This window comes from Paenibacillus sp. FSL R7-0189, assembly GCF_037969925.1.
GTDB lineage: Bacteria > Bacillota > Bacilli > Paenibacillales > Paenibacillaceae > Paenibacillus_AQ > Paenibacillus_AQ odorifer.
Map to the genome: position 1 here is coordinate 6,153,947 of NZ_CP150223.1, position 17,337 is coordinate 6,171,283.

General features: G+C 41.2%; 17 protein-coding genes. 4 read left to right on the top strand and 13 right to left on the bottom strand.

The window, feature by feature from the left end; translation table 11 throughout:
- Positions 1–31 precede the first annotated feature (31 nt).
- Positions 32–1,054 (bottom strand): LacI family DNA-binding transcriptional regulator, encoded by a 1,023-nt coding sequence (locus MKY63_RS26900; RefSeq protein WP_036678110.1) that lies wholly within the window; start codon positions 1,052–1,054, stop codon positions 32–34.
- Between the two features lie 315 nt (positions 1,055–1,369).
- On the opposite strand from MKY63_RS26900, the gene MKY63_RS26905 reads away from it, so the two are divergent.
- On the top strand, positions 1,370–2,422 hold the full coding sequence (locus tag MKY63_RS26905; RefSeq protein WP_036678113.1) for a 2,3-butanediol dehydrogenase: 1,053 nt from the start codon (positions 1,370–1,372) through the stop codon (positions 2,420–2,422).
- A 688-nt stretch (positions 2,423–3,110) separates the two neighbouring features.
- On the opposite strand, the gene MKY63_RS26910 is transcribed toward MKY63_RS26905, so the two are convergent.
- Together MKY63_RS26910 and MKY63_RS26915 are read right to left on the bottom strand one after the other, a co-directional pair.
- The gene (locus MKY63_RS26910; protein WP_036678116.1) at positions 3,111–3,707 is read right to left on the bottom strand and encodes a GNAT family N-acetyltransferase; all 597 of its coding nucleotides are present in this window, start codon (positions 3,705–3,707) and stop codon (positions 3,111–3,113) included.
- Positions 3,704–4,384 (bottom strand): HAD family hydrolase, encoded by a 681-nt coding sequence (locus MKY63_RS26915; protein WP_339810513.1) that lies wholly within the window; start codon positions 4,382–4,384, stop codon positions 3,704–3,706. The genes MKY63_RS26910 and MKY63_RS26915 overlap by 4 nt, the downstream gene beginning before the upstream one ends.
- 129 nt (positions 4,385–4,513) lie before the next feature.
- On the opposite strand from MKY63_RS26915, the gene MKY63_RS26920 reads away from it, so the two are divergent.
- Entirely contained in the window at positions 4,514–5,008 is a 495-nt protein-coding gene (locus tag MKY63_RS26920; protein WP_339810516.1) for a DUF6803 family protein, read from the top strand.
- A gap of 78 nt (positions 5,009–5,086) precedes the next feature.
- Here the strand turns inward: MKY63_RS26920 and MKY63_RS26925 are convergent, their stop codons facing one another.
- Positions 5,087–6,535 (bottom strand): MDR family MFS transporter, encoded by a 1,449-nt coding sequence (locus MKY63_RS26925; protein ID WP_076302010.1) that lies wholly within the window; start codon positions 6,533–6,535, stop codon positions 5,087–5,089.
- A gap of 154 nt (positions 6,536–6,689) precedes the next feature.
- Between MKY63_RS26925 and MKY63_RS26930 the strand changes: the two genes are divergently transcribed.
- Complete coding sequence (locus tag MKY63_RS26930) at positions 6,690–7,238, top strand: PadR family transcriptional regulator (RefSeq protein WP_339810519.1); 549 nt, start codon at positions 6,690–6,692, stop codon at positions 7,236–7,238.
- A 54-nt stretch (positions 7,239–7,292) separates the two neighbouring features.
- On the opposite strand, the gene MKY63_RS26935 is transcribed toward MKY63_RS26930, so the two are convergent.
- The 4 genes from MKY63_RS26935 to msrA all read right to left on the bottom strand — a co-directional run bounded on the left by MKY63_RS26935 (position 7,293) and on the right by msrA (position 11,368).
- A complete protein-coding gene (locus tag MKY63_RS26935) occupies positions 7,293–8,696 on the bottom strand; it encodes a HAMP domain-containing sensor histidine kinase (protein ID WP_339810521.1) in 1,404 nt (467 codons plus the stop codon).
- On the bottom strand, positions 8,693–9,400 hold the full coding sequence (locus MKY63_RS26940) for a response regulator transcription factor (protein ID WP_176462543.1): 708 nt from the start codon (positions 9,398–9,400) through the stop codon (positions 8,693–8,695). The genes MKY63_RS26935 and MKY63_RS26940 overlap by 4 nt, the downstream gene beginning before the upstream one ends.
- 97 nt (positions 9,401–9,497) lie before the next feature.
- On the bottom strand, positions 9,498–10,688 hold the full coding sequence (locus MKY63_RS26945) for a cell wall-binding repeat-containing protein (RefSeq protein ID WP_339810523.1): 1,191 nt from the start codon (positions 10,686–10,688) through the stop codon (positions 9,498–9,500).
- 167 nt (positions 10,689–10,855) lie between these two features.
- Positions 10,856–11,368 (bottom strand): peptide-methionine (S)-S-oxide reductase MsrA, encoded by a 513-nt coding sequence (gene msrA / locus MKY63_RS26950; RefSeq protein WP_339810525.1) that lies wholly within the window; start codon positions 11,366–11,368, stop codon positions 10,856–10,858.
- Positions 11,369–11,529: 161 nt separating this feature from the next.
- On the opposite strand from msrA, the gene MKY63_RS26955 reads away from it, so the two are divergent.
- The gene (locus MKY63_RS26955) at positions 11,530–12,438 is read left to right on the top strand and encodes an aldo/keto reductase (RefSeq protein ID WP_339810527.1); all 909 of its coding nucleotides are present in this window, start codon (positions 11,530–11,532) and stop codon (positions 12,436–12,438) included.
- Between the two features lie 334 nt (positions 12,439–12,772).
- Here MKY63_RS26955 and MKY63_RS26960 read toward each other — a convergent pair whose 3' ends face one another.
- The 5 genes from MKY63_RS26960 to MKY63_RS26980 form a co-directional block, all read right to left on the bottom strand.
- The gene (locus tag MKY63_RS26960) at positions 12,773–13,465 is read right to left on the bottom strand and encodes a class I SAM-dependent methyltransferase (protein ID WP_076146100.1); all 693 of its coding nucleotides are present in this window, start codon (positions 13,463–13,465) and stop codon (positions 12,773–12,775) included.
- Positions 13,466–13,573: 108 nt separating this feature from the next.
- The gene (locus MKY63_RS26965) at positions 13,574–13,972 is read right to left on the bottom strand and encodes an Rrf2 family transcriptional regulator (RefSeq protein ID WP_076296738.1); all 399 of its coding nucleotides are present in this window, start codon (positions 13,970–13,972) and stop codon (positions 13,574–13,576) included.
- A gap of 104 nt (positions 13,973–14,076) precedes the next feature.
- Positions 14,077–15,162 (bottom strand): CHAP domain-containing protein, encoded by a 1,086-nt coding sequence (locus tag MKY63_RS26970; protein ID WP_339810530.1) that lies wholly within the window; start codon positions 15,160–15,162, stop codon positions 14,077–14,079.
- A 75-nt stretch (positions 15,163–15,237) separates the two neighbouring features.
- Positions 15,238–15,927 carry a hypothetical protein gene (locus tag MKY63_RS26975; RefSeq protein WP_036678141.1) on the bottom strand — a complete coding sequence of 230 codons (690 nt, stop codon included), beginning with the start codon at positions 15,925–15,927 and terminating at the stop codon, positions 15,238–15,240.
- A 1-nt stretch (position 15,928) separates the two neighbouring features.
- Positions 15,929–17,317, bottom strand: coding sequence for a serine hydrolase (locus MKY63_RS26980; RefSeq protein WP_339810533.1), 1,389 nt, complete (start codon positions 17,315–17,317; stop codon positions 15,929–15,931).
- Positions 17,318–17,337 lie beyond the last annotated feature (20 nt).

Consider the following 17,337-nt stretch of genomic DNA (forward strand, 5'->3'; position numbering starts at 1 on the left):
ATTGATTCTTATTAGTCGCAAATTGAGGCCGTTAATTCGTACTACGTCTAACCGAAACACTCGACTCTCGCACGATTAATCGTGGATCAAGCTGCACCCTTTGATACTCCCCGGTAATATTATCCTGAATACGTTGTAAAAGAAGCTGTGTGGCTAAACGCGCCACTTCATTCCCCATGATGGAAACCGAACTAATCTGAGGCGTTGTAATAGTTGTCCATGAGTTATTATCCACCCCAACCACCGCCACATCTTCCGGAACACGAACGCCTAATTCTTTAAAACGATTCACAATACCTATGGCCACCATGTCATTCACTGCATAAATAGCGTCTGGCATATGTGTCAGGCTGTAGAAATAATCAGCGGCTTGTAGCCCCGTTTGCAAGGAAAAGTCTTCGCCAAAATAAACAAGCGAAATATCCACTTGTTTTAAAGCTTGCTGATAGGCAAGATAACGATCTTCAATAAGATCTTTTTGAGCTCCTGCATATGCAATTCTAGTTCGACCGATATTGATTAAATGCTCCATCACTAATTGACCTTCAAAACGTGACAAGCTGACGATGTCTGCTTTCACATTTTCTGTGATTCTTTTCCCGTAGTTAATGATGGAGACCGGAACACTCGATTTATTAATTAACTCCACCATGGTCTTTGGATAAGCAAGAGGCATGATAATGAGTCCATCTACATGTAATTTTTTGACCTCACGAATCGTTTCGAGCTCAGTGCGCGGGTTGCCAGAAGTATTAATTTGAATTACCCGATAGCTATGTTGTTTAGCGGCTTGCTCTACGGACCAGGCGATATCCGGAATAATTGCGTTGCGGATGTCAGGAACGGCCAGAGCAATTTGCTTCGTTTGGCGGATTTTGAGGCTTTGCGCAGAGGTGTTCGGAGTGAAACCCATCTCCTCAATCACTTGAAGTACCAGCGCCTTGGTCTTGGAACTAATTCCCTCTGAATTATTAATGGCTCTTGAGACAGTAGCAATACCTACCCCCGCCCGTTTCGCTACATCCTCTATGGTTACTTTGTTTTTATTAGCCACTCTGATAGTCCCCTTATTTCCGGAATCGTTTTCGTATTTATCTCTATTCCGCTCATCTAAAATCAAAATTCCAATGTAAAGATTATAACATAATACTGCATAGAAAAATACATATCTCAGCTACCGTCATGTGCCTTAACGCTTGATATAGCTCCGTTTTAGTGAAATATTTCACTAATTTTCGATATTAATATTTTCATTATTTAAATTTGACAATATGAAAATTATGTGACATATTTGTTCTCGGAAACGTTTCCTCTTTTTCAGAAATATAACACTATTTATTATCAATTATTAATCTAGGAGATGAATGATATGCAAGCATTAAGATGGCATAACGTCAAAGATCTACGGTTAGAAACGATTGAAGAACCAGCAGCCCTTGAAGGAAAAGTGAAAATCAAAATCGAATGGTGCGGAATTTGTGGCAGCGATCTTCACGAATATGTAGCTGGCCCTATTTTCATCCCCCAAGGTACTGATCATCCCCTTACTGGTGAAAAAGCTCCAGTCGTAATGGGACATGAATTTTCTGGACAAATCGTAGAAGTAGGTAAAGGCGTTAGTAAGTTTAATGTTGGTGATCGCGTCGTCGTCGAGCCTGTTTTTGCATGTGGTGAATGTGTGGCTTGTCGACAAGGTAAATATAATCTTTGTGAAAAAATGGGCTTCCTAGGTTTGGCTGGTGGTGGCGGTGGATTCTCAGAATACGTCGCAGCAGACCAACATATGGTGCACAAAATTCCAGACAGCTTATCCTATGAACAAGGTGCTCTCGTGGAACCTTCTGCCGTTGCTCTACACGCTGTTCGTTCCAGTCAACTAAAGGTTGGAGATAAAGCTGTAGTATTCGGTGCTGGCCCAATCGGTTTGCTGGTCATTGAAGCTTTGAAAGCATCCGGTGCAGCGGAAATCTATGTTGTAGAACTTTCTGAAGAACGTAAGAGTAAAGCTGAAGAACTCGGTGGTATTGTAATCGATCCTAAACAATATGATGTGGTCGAAGAAATTCAAAAACGTACCGATGGTGGCGTAGATGTTGCTTTTGAAGTCACTGGCGTCCCTCCCGTTCTAACCCAAGCCATTAATTCCACTAAATTGAGTGGACAAATCATGATCGTTAGTATTTTCGAAAAAGATGCTACGATTACTCCAAACAATATCGTACTTAAAGAACGCAACTTAACTGGTATCATCGGATACCGTGATGTTTTCCCAGCTGTAATTAGCTTGATGGAACAAGGGTACTTCCCTGCTGAGAAGCTTGTTACTAAGAGAATTAAACTGAATGAAGTGATTGATCACGGGTTTGAGGCACTTTTGAAAGAAAAAAATCAAGTGAAAATCCTTGTAAGTCCTAAACAATAACCATAAGCAGCCTATTGGCTGAATCATAAAAGAAGGCGCTGCCCCAAGCAGCTCTTTCTAGAATTTGTAGCAGTCTCTGTTATTAAAAAACAACCAGGCAGCGATACTCCGGGAATTGGAGTATCGCTGCCTGGTGTTTTTGATCTGTGGCGGGGCTTAAGCAAATTTATGGGCAAATCCTTATATACTCTGATTTAACCCGCTTAAACATCCGCTGATCCACCAAAGTATAATTGTCCACACACTATGCAGGAGTTGCCAAGTCTGATGCCTTGAAGAAATCCTTTCAGACAGAACGTAGCTTCCGTTGTATCCCCTCTTAGTATACTTCTAGCACCTAATTTAAAGGATTTGAATGAGATAATGGAGAGTGATATAGGGTAAATGTGAAATAACTGCATTCTGTGCACTTATTCCGGATGAAAAAGCAACTATACTTGTTTTAATTGTATTCTGTACAATTAAAAACCTAAAAATCTACCTATACGGAAGTAAATGAGGAAAATAGATGTACTAAATACAGTTATATCTATGACCCAACCAATTAAGGAATTATAGTTGTACAAAATACAATTAAACGCTCTGCTTCAACTAATTGCTTCCATCGCCACTCTGATTCATCTATTCTAGATGAAGTGTAGCTCCCTATGGAACAGCCCCTAGCCCGTTTGTTTGCTACTATCTATACTTATGCGTATTTATCATTTATCAAATAATGCAGATTCTCTTTTACAGCAGGCCATTCGGTATCCAATATGCTAAAGACCACATTATCATGAATCGATCCGTCAGACTTGATTCTATGCTTGCGCAGAACTCCTTCTTTAACCGCCCCAATTCGTTCTACTGCTCTTTGTGACCTCAAGTTGTTCGCGACCACTGTAAATTCTACACGGATCAGCTTAAGTTCTTCAAAACAATAGTGTAGCAGCAGCGACTTGCCCTCTGTGTTCACACTAGTTCTCCAATAATCAGGCGAGATCCAGGTACATCCGATTTCCGCATTGCGATGAACCAAATCCGGATGCATAATCCTTGTGGTTCCGATAATTCGCTCCGTTGCTTTATCAATGATAGTAAAGGTAATTTGTGAACCGTTTTTTTGATTTGCTAAAGCTGTTGAGATTAATCCTTGCACCTGCTCGTCCGACGTTATTTTTCGCCAGGTAAATTCCCAGATGTCTGGATTTCTTAACACTCTCGCCAATCCTTCTGCATGACTTTCATCTATTGGAACCAGCTTAATTGTTTTCCCGTCAAGTAGTTCAGTATTCATAACACTCATTTGGTGCACCGTTCTCTCAATGAAATATGCTGAATGATATCTGCAATTTCTTCCACACGAAAGGCGATATGGTCTGCTCCGGCTTGTTCAAGCTCTTCCTTGGGACCATAACCAAAAGTCACTCCAATAGATTCGACACCACAGCCAATAGCACCGATCATATCATGCTTACGATCTCCTATCATTACCGCTTCCTCTGGATGTATGTCATTCTCATCAAGCACGTACTGAATAACCTCTTGCTTCTTAGAACGGGTACCGTCCAGATTACTTCCTCCGATATGTTTGAAATAATGATCGAGCTTATAATGCTCAAGAATCTGTGCTGCAAAAACAGTCGGTTTGGAGGTTGCTACATACAATGAATATCCATTCGTCTTAAGTCCCTCCAGCAATTGGGGTATACCTTCAATCACCATATTCTCAAATAATCCCGTGGCACTGTAACGCTCCCGGTAAAAAGCAACCGCTTCAAGCGCTTGTTCCTCAGTGAAATGGTGCAGCTCGATAAATGAATCATATAACGGAGGACCTATGTAAGGAAGAAGCTCATCCAAATGTTCGATCTGTATATCAAATTTGTTCAAAGCGTATTCTACGCTTTTGGTGATGCCTTCTTTGGGGTCTGTTAAAGTACCATCTAAATCAAATAAAATGTTTTGTAATCCTCTTCCCACGGTTGTCTTGCTCCCCTCGACTGTTATTATTGCATATATTTATCATACCTTCGTTTCCACATACTTTCCACATACTTCTCGAATACGATAAGTAACCGAAGCTATTACATATTATCGGAGGAGTATCTTATGAACATGACGCATTACATGTCTTTGCTAGCGGACAACCAGCCTTGGAACTTGATTATATTCATGGCAATCCCCGTGATTTTCGCTGAGACGATTACCATTACAGAGTTTATTATTTTATTCACCAAGAACCTAAAAGGCCCACTACGATCCTTCAACAAAGTCTGCAGCATACTCGCAGGGTTATATTTCACAGGGGTATTCCTTTACTTGTTCCCAACTGCGTTTATTCCTTTGTCTGTGAATGGGGAATGGCACACATGGGTAGATATCGTAGCCGTGGGCTTCTATTTAAGCGGAGTACTCTCCTTATTGCCACTGGCTTTGTTAGATCTTGATCTGATTGCCCATAAACGATCGGAAGAGCACAAGATGAAGCTGCATTTTCTGCTAATTAGTGGCTTCTTGGTCGTGGCGCATATAGCGATGATATTTGGGATGATTAATCCGGAAATTGTGGGCAGTATGGGTGGAATGGGCGATATGATGCATTAAAGTTTATTAACATAACGTAATCTAAGTCAAAAAGCAGATCAAGGATAAAACCTTGATCTGCTTTTTGGATCGTACCGGTTATCCTGCGTTTTGTACAGTTACCACAGTACGCTTCTTGCGTAATAAAAACATCAGTGGAAATCCAAACAACACAATAATGGAACCTACCACAAAAACATCATTCACACCCATCGTGAACGATAGCAAACGTATCGAATCTGTATTACTTGCACCGGAGCTGATCAACTCTTTAGAGTGGAGTAAGGATCTACTCGACAGCAGTGAGGTGAATACTGCAATCCCAAGTGAGCTTAACACATTGCGAACCCAGTTGTTGATCGACGTAGCATGCCCAGACCATTCGACAGGAATTTCCTCCATTGAGGCTGTACTGCTTGGAACATTGGCTAGTCCAATGCCGAGATTACGAACGACCATCGCCCACATAATAAAGCTATAAGATATGTTCGTTTGCAGCCGACTAAGCATGAATAAACCGATGAATATAAATAAAATTCCCGCAGAAATCAACTTCACAGGTCCGAACTTTGGATACAGCTTACCTACGATTGGACTCAGTAAGGCAAGGAGGATCGAGGACGGCAATAAAATCAGCCCTGTTTTAAGCGTTGTAGCCCCTTCTACCGTTTGTAAGAACAAAGGGGTTAAATAGGTTCCGGCATACATCGCAATCGTAACTAAACTATAGATACTAAGCATGGCGGTAAAACGGCGATTACGGAATACACGCAAATTCAGCAGAGGTACCTCCGCCTTCAGCTCGCGCAAAACAAACAAAACTAACAATACAACTCCCAAAAGGATTAACGATAAGGTTTTCCACGAAGTCCATCCCCAGCTATTGCCTTGGCTAAATGCAGTTAATAATGATAAACTACCGAGGACAACGGTAAGGAAACCAGGAATATCAAATGACTTCGGAATATTCATTCGATAATATGGAATTAACGTTAGGGTTAGAATAACAGCTATGATTCCAATAGGGATGTTAATTAAGAATAACCAATGCCAGCTGGCATATTGGAGCAGCCACCCGCTAAACGTTGGTCCTATGGCTGGCGCGACCATCGCGGATAACGACCAGAGGCTTACTGCAAAAGGTCTGCGTTCTCCCGGTATTACTTGAAATATGATGGTCATTGTACAAGCCATGATGAGACCGCTACACGAACCCTGTAGCATCCGAAATACAATTAATGATGTTGGATCCCATGCCAAAGCACAAAGCAAAGAGAACATGGTGAATCCCATCAAGGCGAAAAGATAAAGCCTTTTGTAGCTGAATCTTCCTCCGAGATATCCGGCGAGTGGTGCGGTTACTCCTGTCGCCAGCATAAAACCGGTGACCATCCATTGCATGGTGTTCAGACTCGTATTGAAATGATCCATTAAAAGAGGAACAGCAATGTTGATCGTCGTTGTACTTAAGACAGAGACGAAATTTCCGAAGAATATGGCAATCATGATCGGCCAAAAATGTATTTTGCTTGCTTGATTTTCTTCCATGCTTCCCCTCCTCATTATTTTTTTATATGTCTACTTTTACATATATAAGGTGACTTGAATAATGTTATAATCGTATGATCAATATGTCAATGATGACATATCCCCGAAAAATTCAATGAAAACGGATTTATAATAACTGGAGGGCTTTATAGTAATGAATACACTGTCTTATGGACTTCTAGCTTTACTTAGCGCTAACTCATTGTCTGGATATGAATTAACTCAGAATATCAAGCCGCTCTGGCGTGCTGGACATAGTCAAATCTACCCTCTATTAATGAGCATGGAGCAGCAAGGTTATATCACCTTTAAGCTCATTGAACAGACCGATAAACCGGATAAAAAAGAATACTCCATTACGAAAGCAGGACTGGAGCAATTACGGCAATGGGTGGAAACTACTGCAGAGCCTCCGGTGCTGCGGGATGAGCTGCATTTTAAGCTGTATAGCTTATGGCTATCCAACCCGAAAGAAGCCAAGGACCTATTGCTAAAACGTGCAGAGTTTTGTAAAAGTGAGCTGGAGCGATACAAGGTTTTGCTCAAAGCAAACGAAGTCTTGCGTGATGAACGCGGTGAGACTCGTGAGTTAAAAGCCACCACTTTTGGACGTTATTTACTGATCCACAAACGTGTGCTTGATATGGAGAGCTCTATACAATTTTGCGAATGGGCACTTGAAGAGCTTGAGTCGAATCAATAACATTATAAACATGCAAAAAAGAGACCTCATTTTGTATCGGAAGTCTCTTTTTACTTACATGTATTCGGATTTAGATAAATTCAATAGTTGCACCTCGCAACGAGTACCCGCTCCAGGCTGACTCATCATTCGAATCTTGCCTCCATGCAATTCCACCAGCTTTTTAACAATGGAAAGTCCCAGACCTGAACCTCCGTATTGTCTTGAACGTGATTTCTCTACCCGGTAGAAACGCTCGAAGATATAGGGAAGCTCTTCCTCAGGAATACCTATTCCTGTATCTTCAACTATTAGAGTTGCAGCATCCGCTGTAAATTCCACATGAACAATAATCTCGCCTTCATCCGTATAACGAATTGCATTTTCCAGAAGGTTCATTATAATCTGTTCCATACGTTTTTGATCTCCACGGATCATATACGCATCTCCGCTAAGCTGAAGCTTCAGCTGTAACCCCTTCTCTTTTGCTTTCAGTTCAACTCTGCGCACGGCTTGTTCCGTTAGCTGACTGAGATCGATCCACTCTTGGGTAAGTGTAACCTTTCCTTCCTCCATCTTTGCCAGTTCAAATAAATCATCCACCAGATGCTGGAGCCGATGTGCTTCCTGATGAATGATATCCAAGTATAGATCCCTTTCCCCCTCGGTCTCGTAAAGCCCATCTTTTATAACCTTGGTGTACCCCTCCAAATATGTAATGGGCGTTCTCAGCTCATGTGAGATATTTGCCAGAAATTCCTGCCTTGTATCCCTGTATCGTTGTAGATCGACAGCCAGATCATTTATGGCCGCAGCCAAAAAACCAATCTCATCGGTACTACGTATAGAAAGTCTCGTTTCCAGCTCGCCAGCCGCGATTTTCCGGGTTGCCTTTTGCATCTTGATCAGAGGTCTGGACAAAATCATGGCGATCACACCAGTGATCCCTATAGCCAATATAAAAGCCCCTATTCCTGCAATCAGCAGCAGGTTCCGGATGGAAGCCAAAGATTGCTTCATACTCTCTGTAGAGGACATTACATAAAGTGCAGACTGAGTTGTATCCCCCTCCATTATTGGTTTTCCAATGATAAAATAGGAATGTCCAGCAGGATCTTTATACTCAAAATCAACACTTTTCCCAGCGAAAATCCGGCTAACATCCGAAGCTTGGATGAATGAACGATCCGAACGATCATGTACACCCGAGTGCAGTATCACATTGCCATCCTTCGAGATATTAAAGATACTGACATCCGAAAATTCTGCAAAGGTACTCATCATCTGCTCATTTGAACTATCCTGCGATTCCGCCATTCCGATAAAATGTGAGGTGAGTTCCTCCGTCTCTTTTTGCATCTCGTTGTAATAGAAGCTTGTAAACATCCGGTCTATAGTAATTCCAAGGACAAGCAAAACTACTAAAAAAACAGACATTATAATATAACCAAGCTTAAGTCCGATGATGTTATTTTTCATACCAGATTACCGGGAGCGTGAAATTTATAACCTAACCCCCACACTGTTTGAACCGGATTATAGGAGAGGCCTGCCTTATGCAATTTCTCACGGATATTCTTAATATGGGTGTCGATAACACGATTCTCCCCCTCATAATTATTCCCCCATAATCGTTCCACCAGTTCTTCTCTCGTAAAAACCCGGGTAGTGTTTTGCGCCAAAGTAGCCAGTAAATCAAACTCCTTGAGAGTGAATTCAATGGATGTATCCTGAATATGTACCTCCCTAGCTTCTGGGTATATTTTAAAATCAGGGTATGTGAGCACCTTATCCTGAGGTTGGTGGGCAAATGTAAGTGTTGAACGCCGCAGCAGAGAATAAATCCTAGCCACTAATTCTTCCGGCTCAAACGGTTTAGTAAGATAATCATCTGCTCCTATACCGAGACCACGTACCTTATCCTTGGTTTCAGAACGTGCGGTTAGCATTAGAATTGGGATAGAGCTTGTCTCCCTCACCAGCTTGCAGACCTGCCAGCCATCCATATCCGGCATCATCACATCCAGCAAGATTAGGTCAAAGCTGTGTTGTTTCAACAGTTGGAGTGCCTCATGACCCGTTGACGCCTCTTTTGTAGACATCCCTTCTTTACTTAAATAAATCCGCAATAAATTCCGCATGTTCCATTCATCATCTACGATCAGTATCTGTAGCTTATTCAAGCCGTTCACCCTCTTTATGACCTAGTTCTTCTCATTATACAAAAAAACACAGAACAAGCCGACATCATCTCTAAATGATGCCAGCCTGTGATTATGGTTAGTGGCCGGAATGCGGATTGCCTCCTGCAGCAGGTGAGATTTCTAGCATGTCATCAATTTCACTTTGTGCTCGCTCATTTATTGCAAGGTTATCTCCAGTTATCCAAGCATGATTGTAAGGACCTTCCGCTGGTGAATCTTGAAATTTAGGTTGAAGCTCCATCATATACTCCATTACTGAATCTGGCAGCCCGTCTTTTTCTGTAAAAATAAGCGGCGCATGTTTCCCCAAATGGGAAAACGGCGCAGCGGCGATAGTGAGCATCGTTGAATCCGTGGTTAACAAAGACAGGTTATGACCGGGTGTAGTGATTCCCCAGCCGAATCCGTTATTGGCATCCTTAAAACTTGCAAAAGCTATAGCGTTCTTAAAAACATCTTCTCCAGCTATACGGGTAACTGTTCCGTATTCTTTTAATTGCTTTTCTACATCTGCTGAGACAATGTCTTCTGCTCCTAGGATGTAAATGGTTGCGCTACCTCCACGTTCTTTTAAAGCCTCGACCGTTGAGTTAGGAATTTCGTCTTTGGTTACATAGAGTAGAGGTTCCGGCATATGTGCGATCCAATTCACTGCTGGCAGCGTGTACTCAGGATTATCCATAGAACCAATAATGACCGACTTTGGAAGTTCGCCGGCTGCTTTAGCGTAATAAGTATCTATAGCCTGAGCTACAGCCGCTGGCTCATCCCCTTCTATCCGGTCTACTTTTAAATCAATGGCCTTTAATTGTTGTTTTACATTAGATGCCATAGGCCCAACAAGCACTACCTGAACCCCATTATTGCCATCAGCACCTATTGGATTCAGTCGCTTAAGTTCTGCGAGGGTAACCTCAGGAACCCCATCTTTTGCGGTATACAGGACGGGGCCGTTACTGGGATGATGAATCAAATCTGCACTAACTGCGGAAATCTGCCAATTACTCACATCCGTCAAAACTACACTTGAGGGTCTATTATTCTTTGTTTGCGCAGTCCATAAAGTCTGAGAAACTAACACTGCGGCTTGAATCGGATCTGAAGTGTTAATGCGAGTAGTATTCTTCGTAGCTATCCAAGGTGGCTCCACCGTTGCAGAACTAGCATGCGAATTAACCTTAGATGGAACATTATTGCCTGATTGGCAGCTTGTTATCACTGTACTCAAAAGCAAACTAACGGCAACAAATGGTATGATTTTTTTCATCCTAAACCCTCCTGTGTGATGTTCTCGCTTGATTTAGAGTAGTTTAGTCTACAAATGTGTGGAAAGTATGTAGAATTTAAAATAAATAAAATTTGTATATAATGCAAAAAGAGCATCCCGTAAGCCATGTATGACTCAGGATGCTCTTGGTCTAGATTTTTCAATGCTTACCAGTGTTTTGCGATAAAAGTATCCCGACCGGATTGCTCCCGATCTTCTTTGTAGTGCTTAGGATTCTTATGATGATAATCCTGATGATACTCTTCTGCACGATAAAAAGTTGGCACCGGAAGAATTTCCGTAACGACTGGACCGGAGAATCTGCCGCTGCCCGCAACCTGTTCTTTCGAGGCAAGAGCCGCTAACCGCTGTTCTTCATTATAATAGAAGATCGCTGTCCGGTACTGAGTTCCTCGATCCTGGAATTGCCCACCATCATCGGTAGGGTCAATCTGAGGCCAATATAATTCAAGCAGCTTCTCGTATGAAAAAAGCGCTGGATCAAACGTAATCTGCACAACCTCGTAATGCCCCGTTGTTCCGGTTTTGACTTCTTCGTAGGTTGGATTCTCAGTTAACCCTCCCGCATATCCCGATACAATTCCATGAATGCCTGGTAATTCCTCAAACGGTGTCACCATGCACCAAAAACATCCGCCTGCAAACATCGCTTGTTCCATATGATCAAATCTCTCCCTATCTATCTTCATCTAATAAATAATATATGCTATGACGATAAAGCCAAAAGATCATAAAGTCAATGGAAGTCAGCAGCACCATTAGAATTCAAATCTCCAAAACGTTATAATATAACAACAACAGAAGTAGAAAGGAATGCGCTATGAGAAAAAATCGTTTAGGACAATCCGATTTGTATGTAAGTGAGATAGGACTTGGCTGTATGTCTTTGGGTACGGATGAGGCGAAAGCCATTTCCATTGTTCATGAAGCACTCGATCAAGGAATCAATTTTGTTGATACAGCAGATCTTTATGATGAGGGCCGTAATGAAGAGATTATTGGCAAAGCCATTCGTCAACGTCGTCAGGATGTAATCCTAACAACAAAAGTTGGCAACCGCAGAATTCCCGGTCAAGAAGGCTGGAGCTGGGACCCTTCAAAAACCTATATTAAAAATGCAGTCAAAGATAGTCTCAAACGGCTGCAAACGGATTACATCGATCTATACCAGCTGCATGGCGGCACTATTGAAGATCCAATTGACGAAACGATTGAAGCTTTTGAAGAACTTAAGCAAGAGGGTCTTATCCGCTATTATGGGATCTCTTCTATTCGTCCTAATGTAATTAGAGAATATGTGAAAAAATCAAATATTGTAAGTGTTATGAGCCAATATAGCATTTTAGATCGACGTCCTGAGGAAGAAATCCTTCCTCTGCTAGCTAAGCATGGAATTAGCATGATCGCACGCGGACCTTTAGCAGGGGGCATTCTATCAGAGCGTGGTCGCAGCAAGGCGGAAAAGAATTACTTAGATTACAGTAGTGAGGAACTTCTGAATTTGCATGATCGGCTTTCACAGGAAACTAGTGACTCTCGCAATCTTGCACAAACAGCGCTGCATTATCCACTAGCTAATCCATCTGTAGCCGTTATTATTCCTGGGGCAAGCAGTCTGGAGCAATTAAAAAGCAATGTAATGGCTGCTGATGTAGCTCCACTCACTTCGGAGGAACTTGCAGACATTCAGCAGATGAGCAAAGCAAATCGTTACAAGCTTCATGTATAGATTAGTCACTTTCGTTAAAAACAATGGGGTGTCCATAGCCATACAATGGCTGTTGGGCACCCTTACTTTTTGAATCTAACTGATCGCTGATCTAATCCTTAAACTTGGTTTGATTAGATATTATTCACACGAACGAAGCCGCTATAGGACACAGTTGACCTTATGCGCTACTTTTTACTATATTAAGGGTGCTCGCGGACTCCATAGCCGCTATGAGCTTGATAATCACCATATATCATCCTCTATTTAAGGAATAGCAGCACTGGAGTCCGAAATCATGCTCCAAAGGCTAAATATATGCAAATAACGTCATCTGAGTCTGAAAGTATTCAAGTCACTCCGCGTGACACATCCAGCCTGCCATAATTCCAGTAGAATAAAATCGAGTGATTCTCGTGAAGCCTGATTCTTTCAATAACTCTTCAATTTGTTTTTCAGGAAGAAAAGAAATTTTCGTAATATTGCTACTTACATTATCAAACGCTTCGGGAGATTCATACCCTGCAACCCAAAAGCTTTTCCATACATTTATTCTGTCGTGGAGTTCAGGATCATCCAAATCTCCATATGCACTTACGAGAACAAATGGAGCACCCGGTTTCAGATTATCCTTTATGGAGCGAAGCAATTTCAATTTTTCTTGAACATCATGAATGAAATGAAGGACCAAAATACAACTTGCCACATCGAACTTTGAGTCCTGCTGAGGAAGATCATCGATTGTCCCAGGAATCAGACTGACACGGCTCTCTAAGCCCAGTTCATCTATCTTTAACTTCGCGATCTTAAGCATATCTTCCGAAGGATCCACTCCAGTAAATGTCCAGTTTGGGTTAGATGGACCCCATGCCGAAAATTCATTTCCTCCCCCCGCACCGACCACGAGCAAAGATACAGGGATGTCACCTAATTCGAAGCGAAAATAAGATTGGATCATCGAAAATAATGAATCATAAGAGGGAATCGAAATACGAGTTGTTTTTTCATAGGTCGCCCTCTTGGCATTTAATTTTTGCTCATCAGTCATTGTAATCATCCTCCATTGTTTTAAACTTCACATTTTAGTATCAAAACCCGCATTAAAGTTATTACGGATTTATATTATCCCTAATAAGCCCGAAAAAAGAACGGATCTTTACTCCGTCTTCATCGTTTTTGCCAAATCTGCAATTTTCGTGTTCTCTAAGTACCGCTCCATCTGTCGCTCAGCGTCAATCACAACCTGTTGAATCAGACATTCACTTCCGTGATCTAGACTGCATTCAAAAAAGGAAGCCGTTCCTTCGATTGCATGGATAATATCCAAAAAAGAAATTTCCTCCGACTTGCGTCTGAGACGATAACCACCATTAGCGCCAGGTGCAGATTGAATTAATCCAGCCTTCACTAGCTTAGTCATCATTTTGGACAGATAGGTTTGGGAAACACCCAGCTTCTCAGCAAGCAATTGAACACCCACCGGCTTATCAGACGCCACCGTCACCATATAGAGCATTGCATGAAGTGCATAATCTGTCGCTTGGGAATATTTCATTCAGCACCTCCATTAACGACTTTAGAAATCTATGATAACTCTAACATTTTTAAAAGGCAAGTATATAATTCCTACACTCGCCCATTAAGCAATCTTCTTCATCCTCAACTAATTGGAGTATACTCTCCATTAAACTCAAATTCATAGTCATTAGCGATACGGATATAGCCATATACGCAATGCCAGCGATCTCTGTAGAAAACACTGGAATAATTCTGATTATCCCTATTTCCTTCAGCAACTAAGATCTCTTTGTCATCGCATGCTAAAACAATACCTGTATGATCGTGAGGGTCATTAGTTAGCAATTTTTCATAAATCACAATATCACCACGTTGAGGAGTAAACCCCTCTTGCCCGTCAAAATAAAAAAATGCGGTCTCAGGTAGTTGCGCCCACTCTAACCATGCCCCTACGCCAGCTAATCGAAAATCAGCATTCGGATATCGAATCGGCAGCAGAAAGCCAGCTTGCATACAGCAGTAATATACAAATGCTGCGCACCAATTGTTTTGTAATACTTTATAAATCCCTTGGTCAGGCCAATATTTACAGATTTCTCGATATCGTTCGTTTCCTGGTATTCCAACAATGTTTTCTTTTCCAAATGCTTCAGCAATATTAGCCAACTTGCCTCGTTTATCCGTAGGCTGGTGAACTTCAGCCCCGCTACTGTAATCTATCTCTTCCAAAAAATCCTCTGGAATCGTCATTTCACGAAGTACATTCCGAAGCCTATTCGTGTCCTGTTGTGTTACATTACAGTCCCTATTCTGCAAGTGTAATTGTAGAACTTGAGCATCCTTTAGAATCTCTTCATAGGGACCCTTAACTTTATTCCTATCCCCTTGATGGAAGATCGCCTTTAGAATTTGAGTCAGCTCTTCATTGGTGAACATATTCAAGTCTCTTAATAAAGGCCTTACGGTATCTGCACTGTTGGGACCTGGAAAATCCTTGACTCCGGTTTTGAAGAAATAATAATTATGAAGCAGTCCTATAATGGCTGCCAATTCCTGATTTTGTTCTCTTTTCATGGCAAGCAATGAAGCGAAGCTAGACACTCCGTACAGGTGAACACACGCTTCCTGTTTCCGTTGTTCGCTACCTAAAGACATGATCATTTCTTGAACCAGCACACGCACACTATCGAGGTGCTGGTTCACTTTTGTTATCAGTCGTTGAGTCACTGGAAACCTTCCCCTCCGTTACTGCTCAGCTGTAATAATACCAAAGCTAAAACTGACATAAATCTTTTTATCAATTCAGTCCCTAAAGACTACCTTTTTCTGTCCATCCTTGACGAATTCCACACCAAAATAATCGGTATTACCGTTCGCCCCGAATTCAGCGATCCGAGCATCAGGCTTACTCTCAAAGTGAATGTTATGTTTAATATTAGATCTTGGTAACAATGTAATCTCTTGCGGCTGAACCTCTGCGAATGACCAAATCCCTTGAGAATTACCATACTCTCGAAAGATTGGACGAATCATAACGGTTTCATTTTGCCCGCCATAGTTGATTAGCCTGATTGTACATTGAACCTTCACTATATCCTCTTGAGTACCGTACATACAGTGCGAATCTTTTTCCAGAAAATCCACAACTTCAATTCCTTCATTGTTCATATTCACAAGATAATACAATCGTTCTGTTAGAAATGGATATAACGTAATGAAAATGATGATAGCAAGCAAAACGGTTCTGCCTACATATTTTTTATAACGCTGTCTAAAGTGCTTTATAGTTAAACTCCCACTGACGATTAACATAATGATCCCGAATATCGCTGAGTAATGTAAACCATGGTTTGTCGCAGGCTCGCTCCAAGGCGGAATTCCAATGGTTCTGAAGAGGTAATCCCCAAACATAGTCCCCTGATGTGTGATTCCCACAAAAACTAAAGAAAACAGCAAAAATAAAACAGCCATCCATCCTTTACCCTTGATCATTTCATCCCTCCCAACCAATAACAGTTATGTCTTCTCTATCCTCCAAGGAAAGATTCCTATGCATATGCAATTCAATTTTTTTACCGCTAAAACTTAAGGTGTAATCAACTACGTAAGGGGTTTCAATGTAATATACCGTGAGGATTAATTTAGAATCAGCATATTGCCAGCTTGCAGATGTACAAACTTCCTGCTCACTAAGGGATAAGTCTTTAATAAATAAACATTTTGCATAGGCAGGCTTTAAAAAATTGAAGTTAAATTCATCTAAATGATCGTCGTAAAGTAAAGAAAAACTAAGGTGATCTTCTTCAAACTTCAGTGTTAATTCTTTGATTTTATGCTTATTATCTTCAAAGATATAAATTCCACTGTACGATCTATAATCTACTTTAACTATCCTGTCTACTAAGGAGGTAAATGTAGGAGGTTTAATAATGTTAGATACAACCGTTGGCCAATCAAGGTTCAGTAAATTTGCATATATGATATCTAAAAAATCCTGTAACTTCTTCATCTCGGTAAAACTTGAAGTTGCAGCAATCACAATCTCTCGACTCGGATCAATGAAACACAATTGACCAAAAGCTCCATTCCCCATCTTACATCCATTCCTGCACATAAAGAACTGATAACCATATCCGTTTGACCAATCAGCCTTATTTTGTCCCCAACGATTATCGCTTTGTTCATTTAGTGCCAGCTTTAAATAATCTTCAGAAACAATTCTACAGCTATTGTAAACTCCTTGATTGAGGAGCATCTGGCCAAATTTCGCAATTCCATCTGTTGGTATGCTTAGTCCCATTCCACCAGCAACAATTCCTAACGGGCAAGTCTCCCAATCCGGTCTTTCTATGTCCAATGGAGTAAATAATCTTGGCATTAGAAAATCAACAAGATTCTCTCCAGTCGTCTTTTCGATAATAGCCGAAACCATATAAGTGGCGTGTATATTGTAATTGTAATAACTTCCCGGTTCATCTTCTACGTCCAAAGCTAAAAAGGCACGAACCCAATCATTTTGCTTGGCTATCGCACCATATATATTATTGTTATGCCCCGTATTCATGGAAAGAAGATGATGTATCGTCATCTTATCTAAATTAGGTGAAATTGAGCTAGGAAGCTGATCTGGGAAAAAAGAAACCACTTTATCCGTTAATTCAAAATAACCGTTATCCCATGCTATGCCTGCTGCAATAGATGTAAAGCTCTTACTCAGAGAAAATAAAAATTGGGGAACGTTTTTGCGATACGGTTGACGATAAAACTCGGTAATAACTTCTCCCTTTCGCAATAGCATAAAAGTATTAACCGGTAAATTAGATCGTTCAAGTTCTTCATAAAACTTAGACAGCGCTTGAGTCAAAATCTCTGGCTGATCCATATAAACCTCGCTTGTCATTA

What these genes read in the sequence shown, in the direction of transcription:
- MKY63_RS26920 (WP_339810516.1), top strand. Translation starts at nt 4,514, where the DNA reads ATGAACATGACGCATTACATGTCTTTGCTAGCGGACAACCAGCCTTGG.
- MKY63_RS26945 (WP_339810523.1), bottom strand. Translation starts at nt 10,688, where the DNA reads ATGAAAAAAATCATACCATTTGTTGCCGTTAGTTTGCTTTTGAGTACA.
- MKY63_RS26930 (WP_339810519.1), top strand. Translation starts at nt 6,690, where the DNA reads ATGAATACACTGTCTTATGGACTTCTAGCTTTACTTAGCGCTAACTCA.
- MKY63_RS26965 (WP_076296738.1), bottom strand. Translation starts at nt 13,972, where the DNA reads ATGAAATATTCCCAAGCGACAGATTATGCACTTCATGCAATGCTCTAT.
- MKY63_RS26980 (WP_339810533.1), bottom strand. Translation starts at nt 17,317, where the DNA reads ATGGATCAGCCAGAGATTTTGACTCAAGCGCTGTCTAAGTTTTATGAA.
- MKY63_RS26975 (WP_036678141.1), bottom strand. Translation starts at nt 15,927, where the DNA reads ATGATCAAGGGTAAAGGATGGATGGCTGTTTTATTTTTGCTGTTTTCT.
- MKY63_RS26910 (WP_036678116.1), bottom strand. Translation starts at nt 3,707, where the DNA reads ATGAGTGTTATGAATACTGAACTACTTGACGGGAAAACAATTAAGCTG.
- MKY63_RS26955 (WP_339810527.1), top strand. Translation starts at nt 11,530, where the DNA reads ATGAGAAAAAATCGTTTAGGACAATCCGATTTGTATGTAAGTGAGATA.
- msrA (WP_339810525.1), bottom strand. Translation starts at nt 11,368, where the DNA reads ATGGAACAAGCGATGTTTGCAGGCGGATGTTTTTGGTGCATGGTGACA.
- MKY63_RS26960 (WP_076146100.1), bottom strand. Translation starts at nt 13,465, where the DNA reads ATGACTGATGAGCAAAAATTAAATGCCAAGAGGGCGACCTATGAAAAA.
- MKY63_RS26905 (WP_036678113.1), top strand. Translation starts at nt 1,370, where the DNA reads ATGCAAGCATTAAGATGGCATAACGTCAAAGATCTACGGTTAGAAACG.
- MKY63_RS26925 (WP_076302010.1), bottom strand. Translation starts at nt 6,535, where the DNA reads ATGGAAGAAAATCAAGCAAGCAAAATACATTTTTGGCCGATCATGATT.
- MKY63_RS26935 (WP_339810521.1), bottom strand. Translation starts at nt 8,696, where the DNA reads ATGAAAAATAACATCATCGGACTTAAGCTTGGTTATATTATAATGTCT.